At 62.2% G+C, this 19,502-nt stretch carries 18 protein-coding genes and 1 tRNA gene; 12 read left to right on the forward strand and 7 right to left on the reverse strand.

Features of this window, described 5'->3' with window-relative positions; translation table 11 throughout:
* Nucleotide 1: 1 nt before the first annotated feature.
* Both egtC and egtD read left to right on the forward strand, forming a co-directional pair.
* Nucleotides 2-748: an ergothioneine biosynthesis protein EgtC gene (gene egtC / locus ACFT1A_RS07750; protein ID WP_378446482.1), complete on the forward strand. Its 747-nt coding sequence runs from the start codon at nucleotides 2-4 to the stop codon at nucleotides 746-748.
* A complete protein-coding gene (gene egtD / locus ACFT1A_RS07755) occupies nucleotides 745-1,716 on the forward strand; it encodes an L-histidine N(alpha)-methyltransferase (RefSeq protein WP_378446483.1) in 972 nt (323 codons plus the stop codon). The genes egtC and egtD overlap by 4 nt, the downstream gene beginning before the upstream one ends.
* 12 nt (nucleotides 1,717-1,728) lie before the next feature.
* Here the strand turns inward: egtD and ACFT1A_RS07760 are convergent, their stop codons facing one another.
* Nucleotides 1,729-2,073, reverse strand: coding sequence for a DUF4288 domain-containing protein (locus ACFT1A_RS07760; RefSeq protein ID WP_378446484.1), 345 nt, complete (start codon nucleotides 2,071-2,073; stop codon nucleotides 1,729-1,731).
* A gap of 95 nt (nucleotides 2,074-2,168) precedes the next feature.
* Here ACFT1A_RS07760 and ACFT1A_RS07765 point away from each other — a divergent pair, with 95 nt between their 5' ends.
* On the forward strand, nucleotides 2,169-3,710 hold the full coding sequence (locus tag ACFT1A_RS07765) for a DUF222 domain-containing protein (RefSeq protein WP_378446485.1): 1,542 nt from the start codon (nucleotides 2,169-2,171) through the stop codon (nucleotides 3,708-3,710).
* Nucleotides 3,711-3,816: 106 nt separating this feature from the next.
* Nucleotides 3,817-5,022, forward strand: coding sequence for a PQQ-dependent sugar dehydrogenase (locus ACFT1A_RS07770; RefSeq protein WP_378446486.1), 1,206 nt, complete (start codon nucleotides 3,817-3,819; stop codon nucleotides 5,020-5,022).
* 14 nt (nucleotides 5,023-5,036) lie between these two features.
* Here ACFT1A_RS07770 and ACFT1A_RS07775 read toward each other — a convergent pair whose 3' ends face one another.
* The 6 genes from ACFT1A_RS07775 to ACFT1A_RS07800 all read right to left on the reverse strand — a co-directional run bounded on the left by ACFT1A_RS07775 (nucleotide 5,037) and on the right by ACFT1A_RS07800 (nucleotide 11,108).
* Nucleotides 5,037-5,924 (reverse strand): cyclase family protein, encoded by an 888-nt coding sequence (locus ACFT1A_RS07775; protein ID WP_378446487.1) that lies wholly within the window; start codon nucleotides 5,922-5,924, stop codon nucleotides 5,037-5,039.
* Complete coding sequence (locus ACFT1A_RS07780) at nucleotides 5,924-7,504, reverse strand: SLC13 family permease (RefSeq protein ID WP_378446488.1); 1,581 nt, start codon at nucleotides 7,502-7,504, stop codon at nucleotides 5,924-5,926. Before ACFT1A_RS07780 ends, ACFT1A_RS07775 begins: the two co-directional genes overlap by 1 nt.
* A gap of 79 nt (nucleotides 7,505-7,583) precedes the next feature.
* Nucleotides 7,584-8,240, reverse strand: a complete 657-nt coding sequence (locus ACFT1A_RS07785; protein WP_378446489.1) for a hypothetical protein — start codon at nucleotides 8,238-8,240, stop codon at nucleotides 7,584-7,586.
* Nucleotides 8,241-8,479: 239 nt separating this feature from the next.
* Nucleotides 8,480-9,460, reverse strand: coding sequence for a ribose-phosphate diphosphokinase (locus tag ACFT1A_RS07790; RefSeq protein WP_019744654.1), 981 nt, complete (start codon nucleotides 9,458-9,460; stop codon nucleotides 8,480-8,482).
* Entirely contained in the window at nucleotides 9,457-10,947 is a 1,491-nt protein-coding gene (glmU, locus tag ACFT1A_RS07795; RefSeq protein WP_378446490.1) for a bifunctional UDP-N-acetylglucosamine diphosphorylase/glucosamine-1-phosphate N-acetyltransferase GlmU, read from the reverse strand. The genes ACFT1A_RS07790 and glmU overlap by 4 nt, the downstream gene beginning before the upstream one ends.
* A 90-nt stretch (nucleotides 10,948-11,037) precedes the next feature.
* Nucleotides 11,038-11,108 (reverse strand) — tRNA-Gln (locus tag ACFT1A_RS07800).
* Nucleotides 11,109-11,262: 154 nt separating this feature from the next.
* On the opposite strand from ACFT1A_RS07800, the gene ACFT1A_RS07805 reads away from it, so the two are divergent.
* The 8 genes from ACFT1A_RS07805 (at nucleotide 11,263) to ACFT1A_RS07840 (ending at nucleotide 19,462) form a co-directional block, all read left to right on the forward strand.
* Nucleotides 11,263-11,916, forward strand: coding sequence for a TetR/AcrR family transcriptional regulator (locus tag ACFT1A_RS07805; RefSeq protein ID WP_095972137.1), 654 nt, complete (start codon nucleotides 11,263-11,265; stop codon nucleotides 11,914-11,916).
* A 189-nt stretch (nucleotides 11,917-12,105) separates the two neighbouring features.
* Complete coding sequence (locus ACFT1A_RS07810; RefSeq protein WP_003946317.1) at nucleotides 12,106-12,747, forward strand: ScbR family autoregulator-binding transcription factor; 642 nt, start codon at nucleotides 12,106-12,108, stop codon at nucleotides 12,745-12,747.
* Nucleotides 12,748-13,033: 286 nt separating this feature from the next.
* Complete coding sequence (locus ACFT1A_RS07815) at nucleotides 13,034-13,480, forward strand: holo-ACP synthase (RefSeq protein WP_378446491.1); 447 nt, start codon at nucleotides 13,034-13,036, stop codon at nucleotides 13,478-13,480.
* Nucleotides 13,473-13,715 carry an acyl carrier protein gene (locus tag ACFT1A_RS07820; RefSeq protein ID WP_283301892.1) on the forward strand — a complete coding sequence of 81 codons (243 nt, stop codon included), beginning with the start codon at nucleotides 13,473-13,475 and terminating at the stop codon, nucleotides 13,713-13,715. Before ACFT1A_RS07815 ends, ACFT1A_RS07820 begins: the two co-directional genes overlap by 8 nt.
* Nucleotides 13,712-14,902 carry an acyl-CoA dehydrogenase family protein gene (locus ACFT1A_RS07825; RefSeq protein ID WP_378446492.1) on the forward strand — a complete coding sequence of 397 codons (1,191 nt, stop codon included), beginning with the start codon at nucleotides 13,712-13,714 and terminating at the stop codon, nucleotides 14,900-14,902. The genes ACFT1A_RS07820 and ACFT1A_RS07825 overlap by 4 nt, the downstream gene beginning before the upstream one ends.
* Nucleotides 14,899-15,870: an amino acid--[acyl-carrier-protein] ligase gene (locus tag ACFT1A_RS07830; protein WP_378446493.1), complete on the forward strand. Its 972-nt coding sequence runs from the start codon at nucleotides 14,899-14,901 to the stop codon at nucleotides 15,868-15,870. Before ACFT1A_RS07825 ends, ACFT1A_RS07830 begins: the two co-directional genes overlap by 4 nt.
* Complete coding sequence (locus ACFT1A_RS07835) at nucleotides 15,870-16,856, forward strand: DUF1839 family protein (protein ID WP_378446494.1); 987 nt, start codon at nucleotides 15,870-15,872, stop codon at nucleotides 16,854-16,856. Before ACFT1A_RS07830 ends, ACFT1A_RS07835 begins: the two co-directional genes overlap by 1 nt.
* A 2-nt stretch (nucleotides 16,857-16,858) precedes the next feature.
* Nucleotides 16,859-19,462: a glycosyl hydrolase gene (locus ACFT1A_RS07840; RefSeq protein WP_378446495.1), complete on the forward strand. Its 2,604-nt coding sequence runs from the start codon at nucleotides 16,859-16,861 to the stop codon at nucleotides 19,460-19,462.
* Nucleotides 19,463-19,502 lie beyond the last annotated feature (40 nt).

The following is a 19,502-nucleotide window of genomic DNA, read 5'->3' on the forward strand; positions in this document are numbered from 1 at the left end:
CATGTGTCGGCACCTCGGGTATCTCGGGCCGCCGCGTTCGGTTCGTGAACTCATCCACGACGGCGAGAACTCACTGATGCGCCAGTCGTGGGCACCTCGCGAGATGCGTGGCGGCGGGACCATCAATGCCGACGGATTCGGCGCGGTGTGGTGGAACGACGGAAGGCAGGGGCGGTATCGCAGCATTTCGCCGATCTGGTCGGACCCGACCGTCGACGAGACGTTGTCCCACATCGTTTCCGGATCCGTTCTCGCCGCCGTCCGTTCCGCGACGGAGGGGATGGCCGTCGAGATCGGTGCCTGCGCACCGTTCGTCGACGGAACCTACGCTTTCAGCCACAACGGAGCGGTATCCGGTTGGCCTGGTTCCCTTGCCGAATTGGCGGCAGAAGTTCCGGCCGTCGAACTGCTGAAGATGCCCGCCCCGACGGATGCTGCCTTGTTGTGGACAGTGCTTCGGCATCGGTTGACCTCGAAGCCCGCGGAGGCCGCCGTGACGAGCCTCGTTCACGATGTGGCTGCGGTGGCACCGGATTCACGACTGAACCTCCTGTTCGGCGACGGGCAGGAACTGTGGGCCACGGCCTGGGGCCACACGTTGTACACGCGGGTCGACGAGTCGCGGGCCCTGATCGTTTCCGAACCGTTCGATCGATCGCCGGACTGGGAGCAGGTGCCGGACCGGCACATCGTCTGCGCGCGTCCCGGCCACTTGATCATCACCCCGATACCGATGGGAGAACAATGAAAACCCCTACGCTCGAGGTTTATCTGACACCGGCCGAATCGGTCGACGCATTGCGAGCCGAGGCCAAGGAGGGTCTGACCGCTACGCCGAAGTGGCTCTCGCCCAAATGGTTTTACGACGCGCGTGGAAGTGAACTGTTCGAGGAGATCACGGCCTTACCCGAGTACTACCCCACTCGTACCGAGCGCGGCCTGCTTACTCGGTACGCCGACGAGATCGCTGCGTTGACCGAACCTGAGATCCTGATCGAACTGGGTTCCGGTTCCTCGGAGAAGACGCGGTTGCTGCTCGATGCAATGACCGCTCGTGGAACTCTGCGAACGTATGTACCGCAGGATGTTTCGGTGACGGCGCTGGAAGGCGCGGCGCGGCAGGTCGGTGCCGAATTCCCCGGCATCGACGTGGTCGGGGTGGTCAGCGACTTCACCGGTTCGCTGCACCATCTGCCCGGTGGTGGACGGCGAGCGGTCGCGTTTCTCGGTGGAACTCTCGGCAATCTCGTTCCGGCAGAACGCGCCGAGTTCCTCTCGGGCATTGCAGCCGTGCTCGATCCCGGTGAGAACCTGATCCTGGGCGTGGGATTGGTGATCGATCCCGCAGTCCTCGTGCCCGCATACGACGACGCTGCCGGTGTGACCGCGCAGTTCAATCTCAATGTTCTCTCGGTCCTGAACAAGCAACTGGGAGCGAACTTTCCCTTGGAGGACTTCCGTCACGTCGCGCTCTGGGATGCCGAGAACGAGTGGATCGAGATGCGGCTGGAAGCACTTCGTGAACTCTCGGTCCGGATCGACGACCTGGATCTGGAGATCACCTTCGCAGCGGGCGAGCAGCTGCGAACCGAGATCTCGGCGAAGTTCACCGAGGGCGGGATTGCCGCGGAGCTCGCGTCCGCGGGCTTCGGGGTGCGGAAGGTGTGGACGGATGAGGATCAGCGCTTCGCGCTGTTGTGCGCGCAGCGGGCGTGAAGTGGGCGCACGTCAGAGGATACTGTCTCCTCCTAGAAGTGCCTCAAAAGTTCTGTAGGCGGCAATATTTGAGAAGTGTCGAGAGTAGAGATCTACGGTACCAGTATGGACAGTGTCGGACACCGGCGCAAGATCCACGAGATGCGCGAGTTTTACATAGGACTGGTCATCGCTCGCGCCGACCGGATACTCCTGCTCGCCGGCCTTGCGTTCGAATTTTGACTGTGCCTCAGCGGGGTCGCCGGCCCAGATGAGATAACAGTCCTCTCGGTAGAAGCACCCGACTCCGTCATTCTTCCCCAACTCGAATATCGCTATGCCGAAGTACGGTTGATCTCGTGCCGGATGCTGAGTCATGCGATTGAACGTAGTGACATCGGAGCGCAAAGGGTATCGGTGAATACCCCGTGATTCCGAAAAACTTGTCGGTGGGCACCCGTAGAATCGCTCATATGTTCGAATCGAAGACTTCCGCGGACGCGCTGTTTCGGCAGCATGCGGAAATCGCGCGCGCCCACTTCCTCGAGATCGACGCGGTCACTGCGCTGTACCTGGACCGTTGTGAGGAGGATGCCGCGGTTGGAGTCAATGAGGCTTTTCGGGGTCAATTCGCGCACGTGGAGATCGCGTCGATACTGAGCATTACGGAGTACGCCGCGCAGAAAATGATTGCACTGGGGTGTGACCTGCGCTGGCGACTTCCGCGGGTAGCGGCCGCTTTTGCTTGCGGTGACATAGATCTGGCCAAAGCGACGGCACTGTCCGAAGCTCTCGCCAATGTTTCCGAGCACGTGCTCGATGAGATCGAGCGACTCCTAGTGGACGGTGCCTGCCGCGCAACCGGTAACAAGTTGAAGGCGCGCGCACGAGGTCTCATTGCTCGGCACGACCCTGATGGGGTGCGTGCCAGGCGAGTTCGTGCGGAGGCGGATCGGGACGTTCGGACGTGCGCGTCGCACGACGGTATGTCGACTCTGGACGGAATGCTTCCAGCGGTCGGCGCTCAGACTTTGGCCACCAGACTCCGTGCGATGTCGATGCAGGTGTGTGGTTCCGATCCGAGAACTTTCGGGCAACGTCGTGCCGATGCGCTGATCGCATTGGCGGAAGGAAAGACGTCGTTGGATTGTCAGTGCGACGGCGATTGCACCCGTCGGGATGACTCGAAGACCTCCGCGCTCCCGATTGCGACAATTCTTGTGGGTGTCAATGCTTCCACCCTGCTCGGATTCGATGACCTGCCAGGCTATTTGCAGGGGTACGGCCACATCGATGCTGACCTTGCGCGCGCGATCGCCGCGGACAGTACATGGCAGAGAGTCCTCACCCGCGCACCGTCCGAGGTGCAACGGTGTTCGACTGCCGGGACGGTTGGGCCCGTAATTGACGTGGGTCGGTCGATGCCCTCGCCGGCGGTCTTGCCCGACGTGGCAAGGGGCCATCGCTCGACGCGGGACAATGGTTCTCGGCGCACCGAGTGCACGTACCGGCCATCCGCAGCGTTGGCGAAGATTGTAAGGACGCGAGACGGCACGTGCCGCTTTCCGAATTGTGTTGTGCGTTCTGATAGTTGCGACATCGATCACACGGTGCCGTTCGATCACGGCAGCCCCGCCCAGGGAGGACCTACTGCGGAGCGGAACTTGGCCTGTCTGTGTCGAAAACATCACCGAATCAAGACGATTGGCAGGTGGTCGGTGAAGCAAATCGGAGGTGGTCATTTGGAGTGGGAAGACCCGTCAGGGCGTCGAGCGGCTACCGCCCCCGTCGGCCCGTTCTGCGACCCCGAACTGAGTGCCACCGATGCGGCGAGACTGAATTTCGTGGATGAGTATGCGCTGGAACGACGTTTCGGGTTGCGGGACAAGGGAGTGGAAGCGGATCTCGAGTACCTCCTGGACTGGAATGTGCCCGGCTGGCGGAAGACACGATCTGCCTCGAGGCGGACCGCGTCCGCATTGGCGAACGTTTTGCCGGAGATTGCCGACTTCTGAAGGGGTTTGTTGCCCTGTGGCCTGCAGGTATGCCGCGACGGCCCGAAAAATGGTGTTTGTCTGTTTATAGTGAGGCGCAGAACGGTTTCCGACCCGAGGAGAACGCGTGCGTCATCCGAAGCTCGCCGCATTGACCGTGGCCCTGACTGCAGTACTGGTGATGCCGGTAACGCAGAGCGTGGCTCAACCCTTCCCCTTCGACCCCGGCAGTTTCGGCAACGGAAGTACAGGGTCGCTGGGCGGTGAAGACCCGGACATCCCCATCGAGAACACCCTCCCGCAGCTATCGGTCACCACACTCGTCGACGGACTCGATCACCCCTGGGACGTCGCGGTGGCCCCGGACGGTGCAATCCTGACGGGACAACGCTCCGGCGGATTCTTCGTGCGCCGAAGCGACAACACGACAGGTCCAGTCGCTGCAGATCTTTCGGATCTCTACGCTCAGTCCGAAACCGGCCTCATGGGCATCGCGCTTGCCCGCGACTTCGCGCAATCGCGCACCCTGTACACCTGCCAGGGATTCAGCGCGGGGGGAGTCACGGACGTTCGAGTGATCTCGTGGACCGTCGACGCCGGATGGACCGCACTGACGCGAACCGGAACTGTATTGCCAGGAATCCCGGTCTCGTCCGGGCGTCACGGGGGTTGCCGAATTCTTGCCGCCCAGGACGGAACGCTGTTCGTCGGAACGGGTGACACCGCGACGCCGAGCGTTCCGCAGGATCCGAATTCGCTGGGCGGCAAAGTCTTGCACATCAACGCCGACGGAACTCCGGCGGCGGGAAATCCGAATGCAGGCAGCCCCGTCTACACGCTCGGGCACCGCAACGTGCAAGGTTTGGCCGTGCAACCCGGAACCGGCCGGGTGTACTCGGTTGAGCAGGGCACGAGCGTCGACGACGAAGTCAACCTGCTTACCCCTGGCGGAAACTACGGCTACCGTCCGGATCGTCTTCCCGGAACGTACGACGAATCCGTGCCGATGACCGATCCCGTGCGCGTGCCGGGAGCGATTGCGGCGGTGTGGCGTTCGGGTAGCTCCACGTTGGCTACCGCCAGCGCTGCCTTCACCGGTGGAGCTGCATGGGGTGCCTGGGACGGTGCACTCGTGATGGGTGGTCTCAAGAGCAAGGAACTGATCTTCCTCCGCCTCAGTGCCGACGGCCGTTCGGTCGACGCTCAGACCTTCGGATTGGTGAACCAGTTCGGGCGCCTGCGCTCGGTGACTCCGACGGCGGACGGCTCGCTCCTGGTGACCACGGACAACGGAACAGGCGACAAGGTGCTCCGGGTGACACCCACGCCGTAAACCTCAGTCATCCGTCAGTACCAGGCGATAACCCGGCACGGACCACCAGAGCCACCAGCATGCGTCGGCGCTCCCACCATCACGGTAGCGCCGACGGCTGGAAGTGCGGACAGGTTTGCAAGGGCTTCGACCGCGTACTTTCCTGAGCCCAAGGCGCTTCGGTGAGCCCCGTGGGTCGTGCTTCGGCCCGCGTCGATGCTGAGGGTGTCAGAGCCCACGGCGACTATGTCGCGCTCGGACACCAAGAAGTCGATCGCCTCGGGGGCGAACCCCGGTGTGTGCTGCACGCCGAGTGCATCTCGATTCGTGAAGGTCCCACCGGCACCGGCCCGGGTATCCCAGCCTGAGTTCATCGCCACCAGGCTGCGGGGAGCGATCGTCCCGTGGAGGGTTTCCCAGTCGAGGACGTCCTGGCGGGTGAGCAGTGTGTCAGGGTCGACGGAGGCTCGGGCACTGATGTCGATGACCGCAATCGGTACGACGAGGTCGGCAACCGGAATCTTCTCGACGGTGATTCCGTCCGCACTGGCGTGAGCAGGCGCGTCGATGTGAGTACCGGTGTGTTCCTCGAGACGGAGTTCGTTGAGGTAGAAGTTTCCGCCGAAACCAGCGGACCCGAGCGAGCCCAGAGACCCGCCGGCGTCGGCGATCTTCGCCAGGTTCCTCATCTCGAACGAGCGCGCGCCCGGCCACACCGGGAAATCGGGCGTCAGCACGTGCGTCAGATCGACGATGGTCTGGCCCGCCGGCGCTGCCGACGCAGTGGGCTGCACCGCGCCGGCCACGACGGTTGCGCCTAGCGCCGTAGAGCCGAGCGCCGCGAACATCGATCGTCGACTGACTTTCCTGCCTTCTCGTCCGATCGATTCGTAGACCTCCGACAACACCTTCGGTGAGCACATCAGAAACTCCAGATCACTGGGATCAACACGGTCGCAACTACCAGGAACCACAACAACATCGGGAGCCCGAGCTTCCAGTAGTCGCCGAACTTGTACCCACCAGGGCCCATCACCATCATGTTCGCGGGAGTGGCTACGGGCGTCAGGAAGGAGGCCGCGGCAGCGACGGTGACCGTCATCAGAAGGGGCAGCACCGAGATGTCGAGTTCGCCGGCAACCGAGATGGCGATCGGCGTGATGATCAGCGCGGTCGCGGTGTTGCTGATCAGCTGACCCAGAGTCGCCGTCACGACAAAGAGTCCGGCGACAACGACATAGGGGCTTGCACCGCCGACGACGTCGACGAAGGCATGAGCGAGTTTTTCGGCTGCGCCGGTCTGCTGGATCGCGGTCGAGAGCGGGATCATTCCGCCGACGAGAATCAACGTGGTCCACGAGATGGACCGATGCGCCTGCTCCACGCTGATGACTCGTAGCAGCACCATCGCACACGCAGCGAGGAGTCCGGCTATCGCCGACGGCACCAATCCGAAGGTCAGCAACACGACCATCGCTGCGACGACGACGAGAGCGATGACCGCGCGGATTCCCAACGGGGCTGCCTGCTTACGGATCTGGGCAGGTGCGTCGACCACGAGGACGTTCGGATCGACCGCGGTGTGGGTGTCGAGATCGTCCCAGCTGCCTTGCAGGAGAAGCGTGTCACCGGCCGCCAACTTGACGCCCTTGGGGCCGCAGTCCTCACCGGCGCGCTGGACTGCGAGTATCACCAGATCGCCGCTGTCGGTCACCATGCCGGGAAAAGCCCTGTCGCCGATCATTTCCGAGCGCGGCGGGATGATCACTTCGACCACACCGTCGTACTTGGTGATCAAGGGTTCGGCGGACGGGGCATCCTTGCCCATGAGGCGATATTGCTTCGCGAGGGTCTTGGCGTGCCGACTCAGATCAGGTGACATGGACGTCCCCGCACGATGGGGGAGGACGTGGGGCCCGAGTAGCACGGCGATCGCAATAGTTCCCAGCACCAGCGGCGCACCGACCAAAGTGAAACTGAAGAACCCGAACGCGCCGGCCCCGGATTCTTCGGCTGCTTCGGAAACGATGATGTTGACCGGTGTTCCGGTCAAGGTGAGCATCGATCCGGCATGGGCGGCAAATGCCAACGGGAGAAGCAGTTGTGACGTCGATTTACCGAGACGCACCGCCAAGACGACCACCATCGGTACCAATGCGGCTACGGCCCCGTTGACACTGATCAATGCGGTCAACGCGGCAACCAGCAACATGATCGCACTCACGAGACGGACTCGGGATTCGCCGACTTTCGCCAGCAGTTTCTCACCCGCCCAGGTAGTGACGCCGGTGGCGTCGAGGGCCTCGCTGACGACAAAAAGCGCGGCGATGAACACCACCGTGGGATCGCCGAATCCGGCGAGCGCCTGTTCCATCGTGATCACACCGGTGGCGTACAGCGCCAGGGCAGTGCCGATCGCGATGATGCCGACCGGGATTCGGCCGATCACGAACAGCGCCACGACCAGTGCAAGCACGACAAAAGTGATGGTGATGTCATTCACGATTCGTAAAGGTACCTGCTCATACAGAACGGCCCCGTCTCGCAAGCGAGACGGGGCCGTGGGATGGACGCGAGGAGAATTAGTTGGAGGCGGCGATGCGGGCCTTCTCGAGAGCGGCCAGCGTGCGAAGAACCGTGGCCTTCTGCTTGTTCAGATCGCTCAGTCGTGCGCGAGCCGGCAACCCTTGTGCGAGTTCGGCGACCTTGATCTGCTCGTCGATCGAACCGAGCTGATCGAGAAGCCCCAGGACGCGCGTCTGGAGCGTGTCGATGTCCACGGTGTCCGTCTTGACCGGAGCGGCAACGCGCGTCGCTGTGCCCGTGCTGGAGGGGCGAGAAGCCCGCGCGGGTGACGTGTCGGCGACAACCGTTGCGGCGCGGGGCCGAATTGCCTTGCGAACAGCGGCCGCATCGGGAAGGACGTCCATGCGGATCTCGTTCAGGACTCGGCGTGCCTCACGTGCGTTGACGCGGTACTCGCGCTCTTCGTCGTCGTCGGACTGCAGCGTGCCGCCGATCGGGCGCAGACCGTACATCCCGAGGAAGCGCTTGGCGTCGTCGATGATGCCTTCGTTTTCACGGCATTTTCCACAGCGGGGTTCGTTGCGGAACATGTCCACGGAGTTGTCGTCTCCGCACCAGACACAAGATCCTGGGCGCCACCGCCGGATCGTCGGAACTGATGAATTCAGGGAATGAGATTCGGGCCGGGATTCCAGGGTTTGCGCGTCGATCACGACGAGCCACACTAGGCGAAGATTGCGGCGCGGTGAACACCGCCCCAACATCGACCTGGGTTTCTCGACGCGGGCGTGATCAAGATCATGCTGTTTGCCGCATTTTCTGGTATTCGTGTGTCGCACAGGTGGTTTCATGATGACCGCGTGGTCTGTTTTCGTGGGGTTCGCGAAGACGACTACGGGCGCGTACCGGTGACAGTGAAGTCACAGGTACGCGCCCGTAGAGCGGCGGAAGACTAGGCGCTGCCGTTGAACAGCGAAGTCACAGAACCGTTCTCGAAAACTTCCTTGATGGTGCGAGCCAGCAGCGGTGCGATGGACAGCACCGTCAGCGTCGGGAACTTCTTCGACTCGTCGATCGGAAGTGTATTGGTGACAACAACTTCCTTCGCGCCACACGTCGACAGACGCTCGGCCGCAGGGTCGGAGAGCACGCCGTGGGTTGCGGCGATGACTACGTCACCCGCGCCGGCCTCCTTGAGTACCTTGACCGCGCCGGCGATCGTTCCGCCCGTGTCGATCATGTCGTCGATCAGGATGCAGGTGCGACCTTCGACATCACCGACGACGCGGTTGGACTTGACCTGGTTGGGGACCAACGGATCGCGCGTCTTGTGAATGAACGCCAACGGTGCTCCGCCGAGCGAGTCGGCCCACTTCTCGGCGACACGAACGCGGCCCGAGTCGGGGGAGACCACCGTGATGTTCTCGAGGTTGTATCCGGCGCGAATGTGGTTGGCCAACTGGCTGTGTGCGTGCATGTGATCGACGGGGCCGTCGAAAAAGCCCTGGATCTGATCGGTATGCAGGTCGACCGTGATGATGCGATCTGCGCCGGCAGTCTTGAGCAGGTCCGCGATCAGGCGAGCGGAGATCGGCTCGCGTCCGCGGTGCTTCTTGTCCTGGCGGGCGTACGGGTAGAACGGAAGAACGGCAGTGATGCGCTTTGCCGATCCACGCTTGAGCGCGTCGATCATGATGAGCTGCTCCATCACCCACGTGTTCAGCGGTGCCGGATGACTCTGCAGGACAAACGCGTCGGAGCCGCGAACCGACTCTTCGAATCGAACGAAGATCTCACCGTTCGCGAAGTCGCGCGCGGTCTGCGGGGTGACGCGGATGTCGAGTTCCTTCGCCACCTGCTCCGCCAACTCGGGATGTGCGCGACCCGAGAACAACATCAGGTTCTTCTGGTTGTCGATCCAATTCGCAGTCACTGGTTCATGCCGTCCTTTTGTACTTGCCGGTCGATCTGGTGGTGATCTGTGCTGTCAGGTTGTGCAGCCGCTGCAGCGGCGTCGGCTGCAGGAGTTCCGGGTCGATTTTTCTGGACCCAACCCTCGATGTTGCGCTGCGCTCCACCCGAGACGGCAAGCGCCCCAGGCGGTACGTCGTTCTTCAAGACCGTGCCCGCACCCGTGTAAGCGCCGTCTCCCACGACGAGAGGGGCGACGAACATGGTGTCGGAGCCTGTTCGGACGTGCGACCCCACCACAGTACGGCTCTTGTTCACCCCGTCGTAATTGACGAAGACGCTCGAAGCCCCGATGTTGCTGTGATGGCCGATGGTGGCGTCGCCGACGTAGGTAAGATGCGGAATCTTCGAATGTTCGCCGATGTCGGCGTTCTTGGTTTCCACGTAGGCGCCGATCTTGCCGTGGTCACCGAGACGGGTGTTCGGCCGGAGGTAGGCGAACGGACCGACGGTTGCGTCCGCGCCGATCACGGAGTCGGTCCCGTGTGAGCGCACGACCACCGTGCGCTCCCCGACGCTCACGTTGTCCAAGGTGGTGTCCGGGCCGATCACGGCGTCTTCGCCCACCGACGTGGTGCCGGTCAACTGAACTCCAGGCAGGAGCGTCACGTCCTGTGCGATTTGCACGCCGCAATCGATCCACGTGCTCGCGGGATCGACGACGGTGACGCCGGCACGCATCCACGTCTCGAGGATCCGACGGTTCATCTCGCGGGCAAGCGTCGAGAGTTGCACGCGGTCGTTGGCGCCCGCGACGAGAACCGAATCCGCGATGTGCTGCGCACGAACACGCTTGCCTGCGCGACGGGCGATCATGATCACATCGGTGAGATAGAACTCGTGCTGGGCGTTGTTGGAGTCGAGAGACGCCAGCGCGTCACGCAAAGTCTCGAAGTCGAAGGCGTATACACCTGAATTGACCTCGGTGATCGAGCGCTGCGAATCGGTGGCTTCCTTCTCCTCGACGATGGCGTTGACTTCGCCGTCCGTCGTACGAAGGATCCGACCGTAGCCGGTGGGGTCGAGCGCCGTCGACGTCAACACCGTGACCGCAGCCGCAGGGGAGGCAGTGTGCTGAGCGAGGAGGTCTGCGATGGTCTTGCCGTCGAGCAGGGGCACGTCGGCGGCTGTGACGAGTACGGTTCCGGCGAAGTCGGCCGGCAGACCCTCGAGTCCGCAACTGACGGCGTGCCCGGTGCCCTTCTGCTCGTCCTGAACGGCCACGGTGACAGGGCGACCCAGTTCACCCGCGACTGCGCTGACCGCTTCGGTGACACGCTCACGATCGTGACCGACGACGGTCACCAGGTGCGTGGGGTTCAGTGAGGTTGCCGCGTGAAGCGAATGTGCCAGCATGCTGCGTCCGGCGAGAGTGTGGAGGACCTTGGGAGTCTTCGACTTCATTCGTGTACCGGCACCCGCTGCGAGAACGATCACGGCGGTCTGCACTGGTTTGAGCTCCCTCTGTCGATCAAACTGTCGATCAAACTGTCGATCAAGACATGCATTTTCGCTCGGAAAACGCATGTAGTTCACCAGCTCCGCCGCCAGGACTCGAACCTGAACTATCTGAACCAAAATCAGAGGTGCTGCCATTACACCACGGCGGATTGCCACGCATTGCCGAGCCTTGCGGCCGAACGCGCGAAAGAATAATCGCATGCCGACCCGTCGTAGGTCGAACCGCTCCTCCGATTGGGCCCCCGAAGTCCCGATAGGCTGAGCGTCCACAGCAGTAATTTGTGTGTCGGCGAGAGGAAGACAATGGCGACGGTGTCCGGTTCGGGTGGCGGGGATCCAGTTCCCGAACGAGCGACACGGATCCGGATGACCGGTACCCAACGTCGGCAACAACTGATCGAGATCGGGCGGGCACTGTTCGCCGAACGGGGATACGAGGCGACCTCGATCGAGGAGATCGCCCAGCGAGCAAACGTGTCCAAGCCGGTCGTGTACGAGCACTTCGGCGGCAAGGAGGGGCTGTACGCCGTCGTAGTGGACCGGGAGATGTCGCGGCTTCTCGAAATGATCACTTCGTCGCTCTCTCAAAATCGCTCGAGAGTTCGAGTCGAGCGGGTTGCGTTGGCTTTGCTCACCTACGTGGAAGAGCACACTGACGGATTTCGGATACTCGTGCGCGATTCGTCCGTTGTCGCGCCGAGTGGGACGTATTCGAGCTTGCTCAACGACGCGATCAGTCAGGTGGGCTACCTGCTGGCGGGGGACTTCTCCCGACGCGGTTTCGACCCCGGACTAGCAACGATGTACGCCCAGGCGCTTGTCGGCATGGTGTCCACGACGGCTACGTGGTGGCTCGACGAACGGACTCCGTCCAAAGAAGTTGTCGCCGCTCACCTCGTGAATTTGTGCTGGAATGGCCTGACGAATCTGGAAGCCGACCCACAATTGGAGGGTTAACCAGGCGCGCCTGCCACGCAGAGATGGATCGCGGTCTAAGCTGTGTTCGCTGTATCACGATCGTTTGATGGGCAAATGTCTCATTTGTTTGCAAGGTGGGTTGAATGCCGAACCGTGCCTTCCATTTTGACGCTGTGAACGGGTAAGACCAAGGATTCGTTCGATGTGTGGTGATTGGAGGCCGGATCGATGGTGAGGCAAGAGCGGGCAGAAGCCACCCGTGATTCGGTGCTGCGCGGAGCAGCGGGGGTGTTCTTGCGCCTGGGCTATGCCAATGCCAGCTTGAGCGAGATCATCGCCGAGTCACAGGTGACCAAAGGCGCCCTGTACTTCCATTTCGGGTCCAAGGAAGAACTCGCGCGGGCGGTGATCGACGAGGGTTCGGCACGGTTCGACGCGAAATGTGAACTCTGGTTGGACCGTCGCACTCCCGCGCTCGAGTCGTTGATCGGTATTTCGTCCGTCATCGTCGACATCGGTGCGCACGACGCGATGGTTCGTGCGACTTTCCGCTTGCTGGTCGAGATCGGGGACTATCGGGGATCCGGGCCGGCAACGCTGGATGTCTGGCTCGACATTTACCGCGAACTTGCCAGCCGCGCCGCCGACGAAGGTGATCTGCGTTCGGACGCGGATTCTGCCGATATCGCTCGTTTCCTGTTGGAAGTGGCGTCCGGAGTTCGGCTGATGGCAGCGGCGACCGGGACTGTTCGTGAGCTTTCGGACTCCATGAAGGCATCGTGGAACCTGATACTTCCGATCGTGGTCCCGGAATCCAAAGTGGAGTACTTCAGACAATTCGCAGCGCGACGTCTCGCCAGCGATCACTGAAAGCACGGGCTCTCCGCGCGCTCCTTTGATCAATTTGTTGGAAATGTCCTGGTAGGGAGATTGTTCTCTTTGTTCTGCATTCGAAACAAACTGAGAGTATGTTTATAGTGTGGATGGGAATCTGGAAGTCCGATCTTGCCGACTATCTTCGGATTGCGGTATGTTCTACCGGTAGCTGAAGAATTGCTGAGTATGCAGGTTTGTCAGGGCAGGGTGACGGCGTCGGCACACCGGGCAGCATAGGGGGCTGCCCGGCGTGTACGACCCCAAAGGGGGGAGTCAGAAGATGGGTGACACTGCACCGACGCCGATGCTCGACATCGGTCCGCGGATCGGCTGTGACGTCGTGAACGTCGTGGATGTCACTCGAAGTATCGACCTCTTCGGGCGGAGGTATCTCGATCGGACCTTCACTCCTCATGAATCGCAGACGTGCGCCGGGCCGGCGCGGGATCAACGACTGGCTGCGCGTTTCGCGGCCAAAGAGGCCGTTGTGAAGGTGCTCAGGCCGGGTGACGTTCCCGTGCCGTGGACATCCATCGAAATCACTCGGGCCGAGTGGGGTGGTTGTGGGGTGACTCTGTCCGGCAATGCCGCGGAACTCGCGCGGGCCCAGGATCTGCACGACTTTCAAGTATCTATCTCGCACGAAGCGGACGTGGCCATCGCAATGGTGATCGCAACGCGCTCGGGCGCTCGCATCGAAAAGAAGGACGACATCGCTGATGATTGATCAGGCAATTCGGAAAGTGCTCGTCGAGCACGGTCGGCTGGCAGTCGACGTGAGCACGATCGACGGAGAGGCCGATCTTTACGAGTTGGGGTTGACATCGCACGCGAGCGTGAATGTCATGTTGGCGCTGGAGGATTCGTTCGACATCGAGTTTCCGGACGAATTGTTGCGGAAGAGTACTTTCGCGAGCGTCAAGGCGATCGAGGGTGCGTTGGCAGAGTTGGGTGCTGCATGAACGCTCCGCAATCGCAGTGCTCCACCGGGACGGCTCTCGAGCGGGCCGTTCGGTTGGCCGACGAAGTTGCAGCGGTGTGGGCCGACGAAGTTGATGCCGAGGCAAGGTTTCCGCGTGAAGCCGTCGACGCCATGCGCAGTGAACGGCTGCTGTCCGTCGCTGTACCGAGGGAGCTCGGCGGCGAAGGGCTCTCGCTGCAGGAGGTGGCGCATATCGCCCGTGTGATCGGAACGCGCTGTGCAGCAAGCGGAATGATTTTTGCGATGCATCAGACGCAGATCTACTCGCTGGTCAAGCACGGCAATACCGAAGCGCTCCGCGAGTTCGTCGAAGAAACTGCCGACAAGCAATTGCTGTTGGCGTCGGCGACTACCGAGCTGGGAATCGGTGGTGACGTCAGCCGGAGCTACTGCGCCGTAGAAGATTTGGGTGGTCATCTACTACTGATCAAGAATGCGCCCGTCATTTCTTACGGTGAGCATTCCGACGCGATAGTCGTGACGGCTCGGCGAACGCCGGAGAGCCAGCCCAACGATCAGGTTCTCGTGGTGTGTCGCACCCCAGACCTGACGCTCGAACGCACCACCGAGTGGAACACGCTGGGGCTGAGGGGAACTTGCAGCCTGGGTTACATCCTTCGGGCCACCTCGACACCCGAGATGGTCGCCGACGTACCGTATTCCGATATCTCCACCCATACGATGCTCCCGGTCTCGCACGTCGTCTGGAGTTCGGTGTGGTTGGGAATTGCCGACGCGGCAGTCGAGAAGGCGCGCAAGTACGTACGTGCCGCCGCTCGCAAGCAGCCAGGAGTCACTTCGCCCGGAGCGCTGCGTCTCGCCGAAGTTGCTGCTTCGGCACAACAATTCGCCGATCTCGTGGACGCTTCTGCGCGTAGGTACGACCGCGCAGTCCACGCTGAGGAAGGCGCTGCCGATTTCGAGGCGACGGGCGCGGTGGGCTTTTCGCTCGCGATGAACAACCTGAAGGTCACCACCTCCACCGCGGTGGTGGAAATCGTGGGGCAGGCAATGTTGATCTGCGGAATCTCCGGATATCGCGAGGACACCGAATTCTCGCTCGGCCGCCACCTTCGTGATGCGCACGGCGCAGCGGTGATGGTGAACAACGATCGAATCATGGCAAGTTCAGCTCACATGGCTATCGGATACCGGGGAACGCTATGACAACCGAGACTGTGACAACCGAAACAGCGACAACCGAAACAGCGACAACCGAAACCGATCTGGATCGGGCTCGAGCTGCATTTCAACGCGAACTGCTTGTCGAAGGGCTTCTCGTAGAGACGGAAGTACCGGGACTCTACGGGCGTTCCGGTGTGTTCGAGGACATCGTCGACGGCATTGATCGCGTCGTGGTTGCAGCGGGGCCAGGCGCAGCTGCGACCCGCCTGCGGTTCCCGCCGGTGTTCCCGCGGAGCAGTTTCGAGCGCACCGACTACATCGCTTCGTTTCCCAACCTCACCGGCGCCATCAACACCTTCGCCGGTTCCAATCGCGATCACGCGCGACTGCTGGCCGATCGCGCCGATGGGCAATCGTGGGATCGCCATCTCGAACCGACCGAGACCATGCTCGTGTCCGCTGCATGCCATCCCGCCTATGCGCGGTATACCGGAGTTCTCCCCGAAGGTGGGGTACTGCTGGACATCTACGGTTTTTGCTTCCGGCACGAACCGGCGATCGATCCGGCTCGTATGCAAGCGTTTCGGATGCACGAGTTCGTGACGATCGGTGATGCCGCAGCAGCGCGGGCGCATCGCGAGCACTGGATCGAGCGGGGACTCGAGGTGCTCGGCCTGCTCGAGCTCGAGGCCACCGCGGTGATCGCCAATGATCCTTTCTTCGGGCGCGCCGGAAAGATGCTTGCAGCCAACCAGCGTGAAGAGAATCTCAAGACGGAACTGACGGTTCGGCTCTACGGAGATCTCGACGAGGGCACGGCCATCGTGTCCTCGAACAACCATCTCGACCATTTCGGTGTCAACTTCGACATCCGAACAGCGGAGGGCGAGGTGGCGCACAGCTCGTGCGTCGGCTTCGGGATGGAGCGAATCGCGTTGTCCCTGTTGCGGACTCATGGTCTTGATGTGGCTGCGTGGCCAACTTCCGTTCGTGAGCGAATGGGCATCTGATGTCACGTCTCGTCGATATTTCACCTGATCGCTACCGGCCACACGCGTTGCACCAGGACGACCGGGTGTGGGCGCAGACCAACTGCTACACGGATCTGTGGATCGAAGTGTTGCATTCGCTGGGATTGGACCCCGTCCCGGCATTGGCGTGTGCCTTCTCGTCGCGGTTCGACGGGACTCAGTGGACGTTCCTCAAGCTCAAGGCGGAGGACATCTACGCGCTGTACGGAATCGAAGTCGCCGAGATGAACGTCTGGCGGGCACCGCTGATCCATGTCGAGGACAACCTCGCGGTCGGGATGCTGTCGACGGTCGAGGTGGACGGATACTGGCTTCCCGACACTCTCGGAACGAGTTATCACGAGGGGCACACCAAAACTACGATCGTGCCCAATCGGATCGATCGCGTCGCCGGCGAACTCGAGTACTTCCACAACAGCGGGTACTACATGTTGCGAGGTGAGGACTTTTCCGGCGTTTTCGATCTCGATCGTTCCTCACTTCCTTCGTTCGTGCCCTACGTCGAGCAGATCCGGCTCAATCCGGTTCACGCGACCAACGCCGGAAACATCGCCGAAGTGGCTCGGCGGAATGTAGCGGTTCGAGCGGCGGGTAATCCCGTACGAGAGCTGGGCCGCAGGGTGATCGACGACCTCGAATGGGTGCAGGGGGCGGGCATGGATGCTTATCACCTCTGGTCCTTCGGGCTACTTCGTCAGTGCGGTGCCAGCGCGGAGCTGGCGGCCGACGCCAGCGAGTTTTTGGAGACTGCAGGTTTCTCCGGGATAGTCGAGGCTGCGCCGGATTTCCGCAAAGTGGCGTCCGGGGCGAAGAGCGTGCAGTTTCAGATGGCACGCGCCGCCAGGGGGCGCGCGGTCGACCCACGTGAGCAACTCGACGAGATGGCCGTGTCGTGGAAGAGGGCGATGGACGTCGTTGCCGACACAGTCGGCGTCGACTCGCACCGACACCTGAGGTTGGTCTAACAGTGCCTCGCTCGTCAGCAGACCTGCTGGCCGGCGCGATATGGCGATGCGCTGCAACCGAACCCGGGTCCGTGACCGATCCGGATGCCCTCGAAACCGTGACCGAGTGGATGACAGCGCCCGTGCCGGGAACAGTCGCCGGCGCGTTGCGTGAGGCGCAATCCGATGCCGGACGCGCAAAGCCTGGTGCAGCATCGTCTGTTTCATCATCGTCTGTTTCAGCCTCGGACTGGTGGTTCGTGACTACCGTGGCTACGACCGGTGAGGGGTCGTGGCTGCTCCAGTTCGACGGTGTGACGGCGTTTGCCGACGTCTGGATCGACGGCGTCCTCGTCGCGTCCACTCAATCCATGTTCACACCTGGAGAAGTGAGCATTCCGGCCGGAGTCGGCGCAGGCAAACGTGTCCAGGTGGCTGTTCATTTTCATTCCCTCTCCGCGACTTTGAGATCGAGGCGCCCACGAGGGCGATGGCGCTCGTCGATGGTCCGCGAACAGGGACTTCGGTGGATCCGAACCACGATGCTCGGTATGGCTCCCGTATTCAGTGGTGCGCCGGTACCAGTGGGTCCGTGGCGAGGTATCCGGTTGTTGGACAGGGGAGTTGCCACCGTCGTCTCTGCCGTCAAGCATGCAAGTGTCCACGGCACAACCGGTCGCGTTGCCATCAGTGCTCGGCTCACCGGATTGCCGGTCTCGCTGGAGTACGTCACCGTGCGCGTCGGCGAACACTCGCAACAATTCGCTACGGCTACCGGGCCGGACGGATTCCTCGAGGTGTCCGGCATCGTCGAGGTGCCGGATGCGCAGTTGTGGTGGCCACACACGCATGGCGCCGCACGTACTTATCCGGTGACGATAGAAACGGACGGAGTCTCCGAGCACATCGGTTCGGTTGGCTTCCGGACGGTGGAAGTCGATCGATCGGATGGTGGATTCCGGTTGAGTGTCAACGGTATCGGGGTGTACTGCCGTGGTTCGGTGTGGGTGCCGACCGACCCGATCTCGCTTCAAGGCGACGCCGACACCACACTTGTGTTGGAACGGCTGGCCGAGGCTGGTCTGAACATGATTCGAATCCCGGGAACGATGGTCTACGAGAGCGACCACTTCTGGGACGAATGCGCGCGTCTGGGCATTCTGGTGTGGCAGGACATGATGTTGGCGACGCTTGATCCGCCTGACACCGACGAATTCTTCGAACTTGTTGCCGCCGAGGTCACAGCGTTCCTGCGCAGGGTGCGTGGAAATCCGGCATTGGTAGTCTTCTGCGGGGGCAGCGAGACCGAACAGCAGCCGACCATGCTGGGCCTGGTCGATCAACACATTCCGCTCATCCATTCGAGACTGCCGGAGCTGATCTCGACGCTGGCACCTGAACTCGAGTACGTGACGTCGTCGCCCTCGGCGCCTCCCGGGGGGGAGCAGTTGGCTACGCACGTCGGAAGCGGGGTCGCTCACTACTTCGGGGTGGGTGCCTATCGTCGTCCACTGGCCGACGTGCTCAGCGCGCGAGTACGTTTTGCGACCGAAGCACTGGCATTTTCGATTCCACCGTCGAATGCGGTGATCGAGAACGAATTCGGTTCGCTCGCCGTCGCAGGGCACCACCCGGCATGGAAAGCCGCGGTGCCGCGGGACAACGGATCGTCGTGGGATTTCGAGGATGTTCGGGACCACTACGTCCACACCCTTTTCGGCGAAGACCCTCGTGAAGTCAGGTGGTCAGACCCGGAACGCTATCTCGACCTGGGACGCGCAGCTGTATGTGAGGCGTTCGCATCGACGCTCGGCTACTGGCGTCGCCCGGACTCTCGGTGCGACGGCGCCTTGACACTCGCACTGCGAGACCTGGAGCCCGGACCGGGATGGGGGGTCCTCGATTGGAGCGGCAGTCCCAAGGCTCCGTGGTTCGTGCTCCGTCGGAGCGCCAAACCGATCGCGCTCCTCGTCACGGACGACGGCATGGATGGATTGCGGCTCGACGCGATCAACGAGACCGCCAATCCTGTCGTCGGCGAGATCAGGTTTCGAGCACACAGTCGGTCAGGTGTCGTCCCGGTCGACGTCGCGTTACCGGTCAAGGTGGAAGCGCATTCAAGTCTGACCTGGTCCGTGGACAGTCTTGTCGGCCGTTTCACGGACCTCACCCACGTCTTTCGGTTCGGGGCGCGGACGTACGACGCCGTCACCGTCACACTCGAAGACGAGGACGGCGAGTTGGTGGACGAAGTGGTGCATCTCCTGGGGGGTCCGGCGCGGCCCCTCGAGCGGTCGGTCGGGCTTGTCGCTACTGCTCGTAGCGTCGGCCGGCCTCGAGGCCTCGGGGACGAAGAGTGGGTCGTCGACGTCACGACCGATGCTGCCGCCCAATACGTAGCCCTCGAACTGCAGGGCTTCGAGCCCGAAGACTCCTGGTTTCACCTCGCGCCGAACGGTCGCAGAACCGTACGTCTACGGAGAACCGGCAAGGCAACGAAGGTGATCGGCCGGGTTCGGGCGCTGAACTCTCACACCAGCGTGGCCGTGACGCCGCCGAGTGCACCGGCCACGCAATCCTCTCCGGCCAAGCGGACGTCGAAGAAGACGAGCGCTAGGGGAAACTGAACGGATCGGACTGCGCTTCGAGATCGCGCACCGATAGAAT

It is taken from the genome of Rhodococcus sp. NPDC057135 (assembly GCF_042670865.1).
Taxonomy (GTDB): Bacteria; Actinomycetota; Actinomycetes; order Mycobacteriales; family Mycobacteriaceae; genus Rhodococcus_F.

What these genes read in the sequence shown, in the direction of transcription:
- ACFT1A_RS07760 (WP_378446484.1), bottom strand. Translation starts at nt 2,073, where the DNA reads ATGACTCAGCATCCGGCACGAGATCAACCGTACTTCGGCATAGCGATA.
- egtD (WP_378446483.1), top strand. Translation starts at nt 745, where the DNA reads ATGAAAACCCCTACGCTCGAGGTTTATCTGACACCGGCCGAATCGGTC.
- ACFT1A_RS07835 (WP_378446494.1), top strand. Translation starts at nt 15,870, where the DNA reads ATGTCACGTCTCGTCGATATTTCACCTGATCGCTACCGGCCACACGCG.
- ACFT1A_RS07815 (WP_378446491.1), top strand. Translation starts at nt 13,034, where the DNA reads ATGGGTGACACTGCACCGACGCCGATGCTCGACATCGGTCCGCGGATC.
- ACFT1A_RS07820 (WP_283301892.1), top strand. Translation starts at nt 13,473, where the DNA reads ATGATTGATCAGGCAATTCGGAAAGTGCTCGTCGAGCACGGTCGGCTG.
- ACFT1A_RS07830 (WP_378446493.1), top strand. Translation starts at nt 14,899, where the DNA reads ATGACAACCGAGACTGTGACAACCGAAACAGCGACAACCGAAACAGCG.
- ACFT1A_RS07765 (WP_378446485.1), top strand. Translation starts at nt 2,169, where the DNA reads ATGTTCGAATCGAAGACTTCCGCGGACGCGCTGTTTCGGCAGCATGCG.
- ACFT1A_RS07805 (WP_095972137.1), top strand. Translation starts at nt 11,263, where the DNA reads ATGGCGACGGTGTCCGGTTCGGGTGGCGGGGATCCAGTTCCCGAACGA.
- ACFT1A_RS07775 (WP_378446487.1), bottom strand. Translation starts at nt 5,924, where the DNA reads ATGTGCTCACCGAAGGTGTTGTCGGAGGTCTACGAATCGATCGGACGA.
- ACFT1A_RS07825 (WP_378446492.1), top strand. Translation starts at nt 13,712, where the DNA reads ATGAACGCTCCGCAATCGCAGTGCTCCACCGGGACGGCTCTCGAGCGG.
- ACFT1A_RS07810 (WP_003946317.1), top strand. Translation starts at nt 12,106, where the DNA reads ATGGTGAGGCAAGAGCGGGCAGAAGCCACCCGTGATTCGGTGCTGCGC.
- egtC (WP_378446482.1), top strand. Translation starts at nt 2, where the DNA reads ATGTGTCGGCACCTCGGGTATCTCGGGCCGCCGCGTTCGGTTCGTGAA.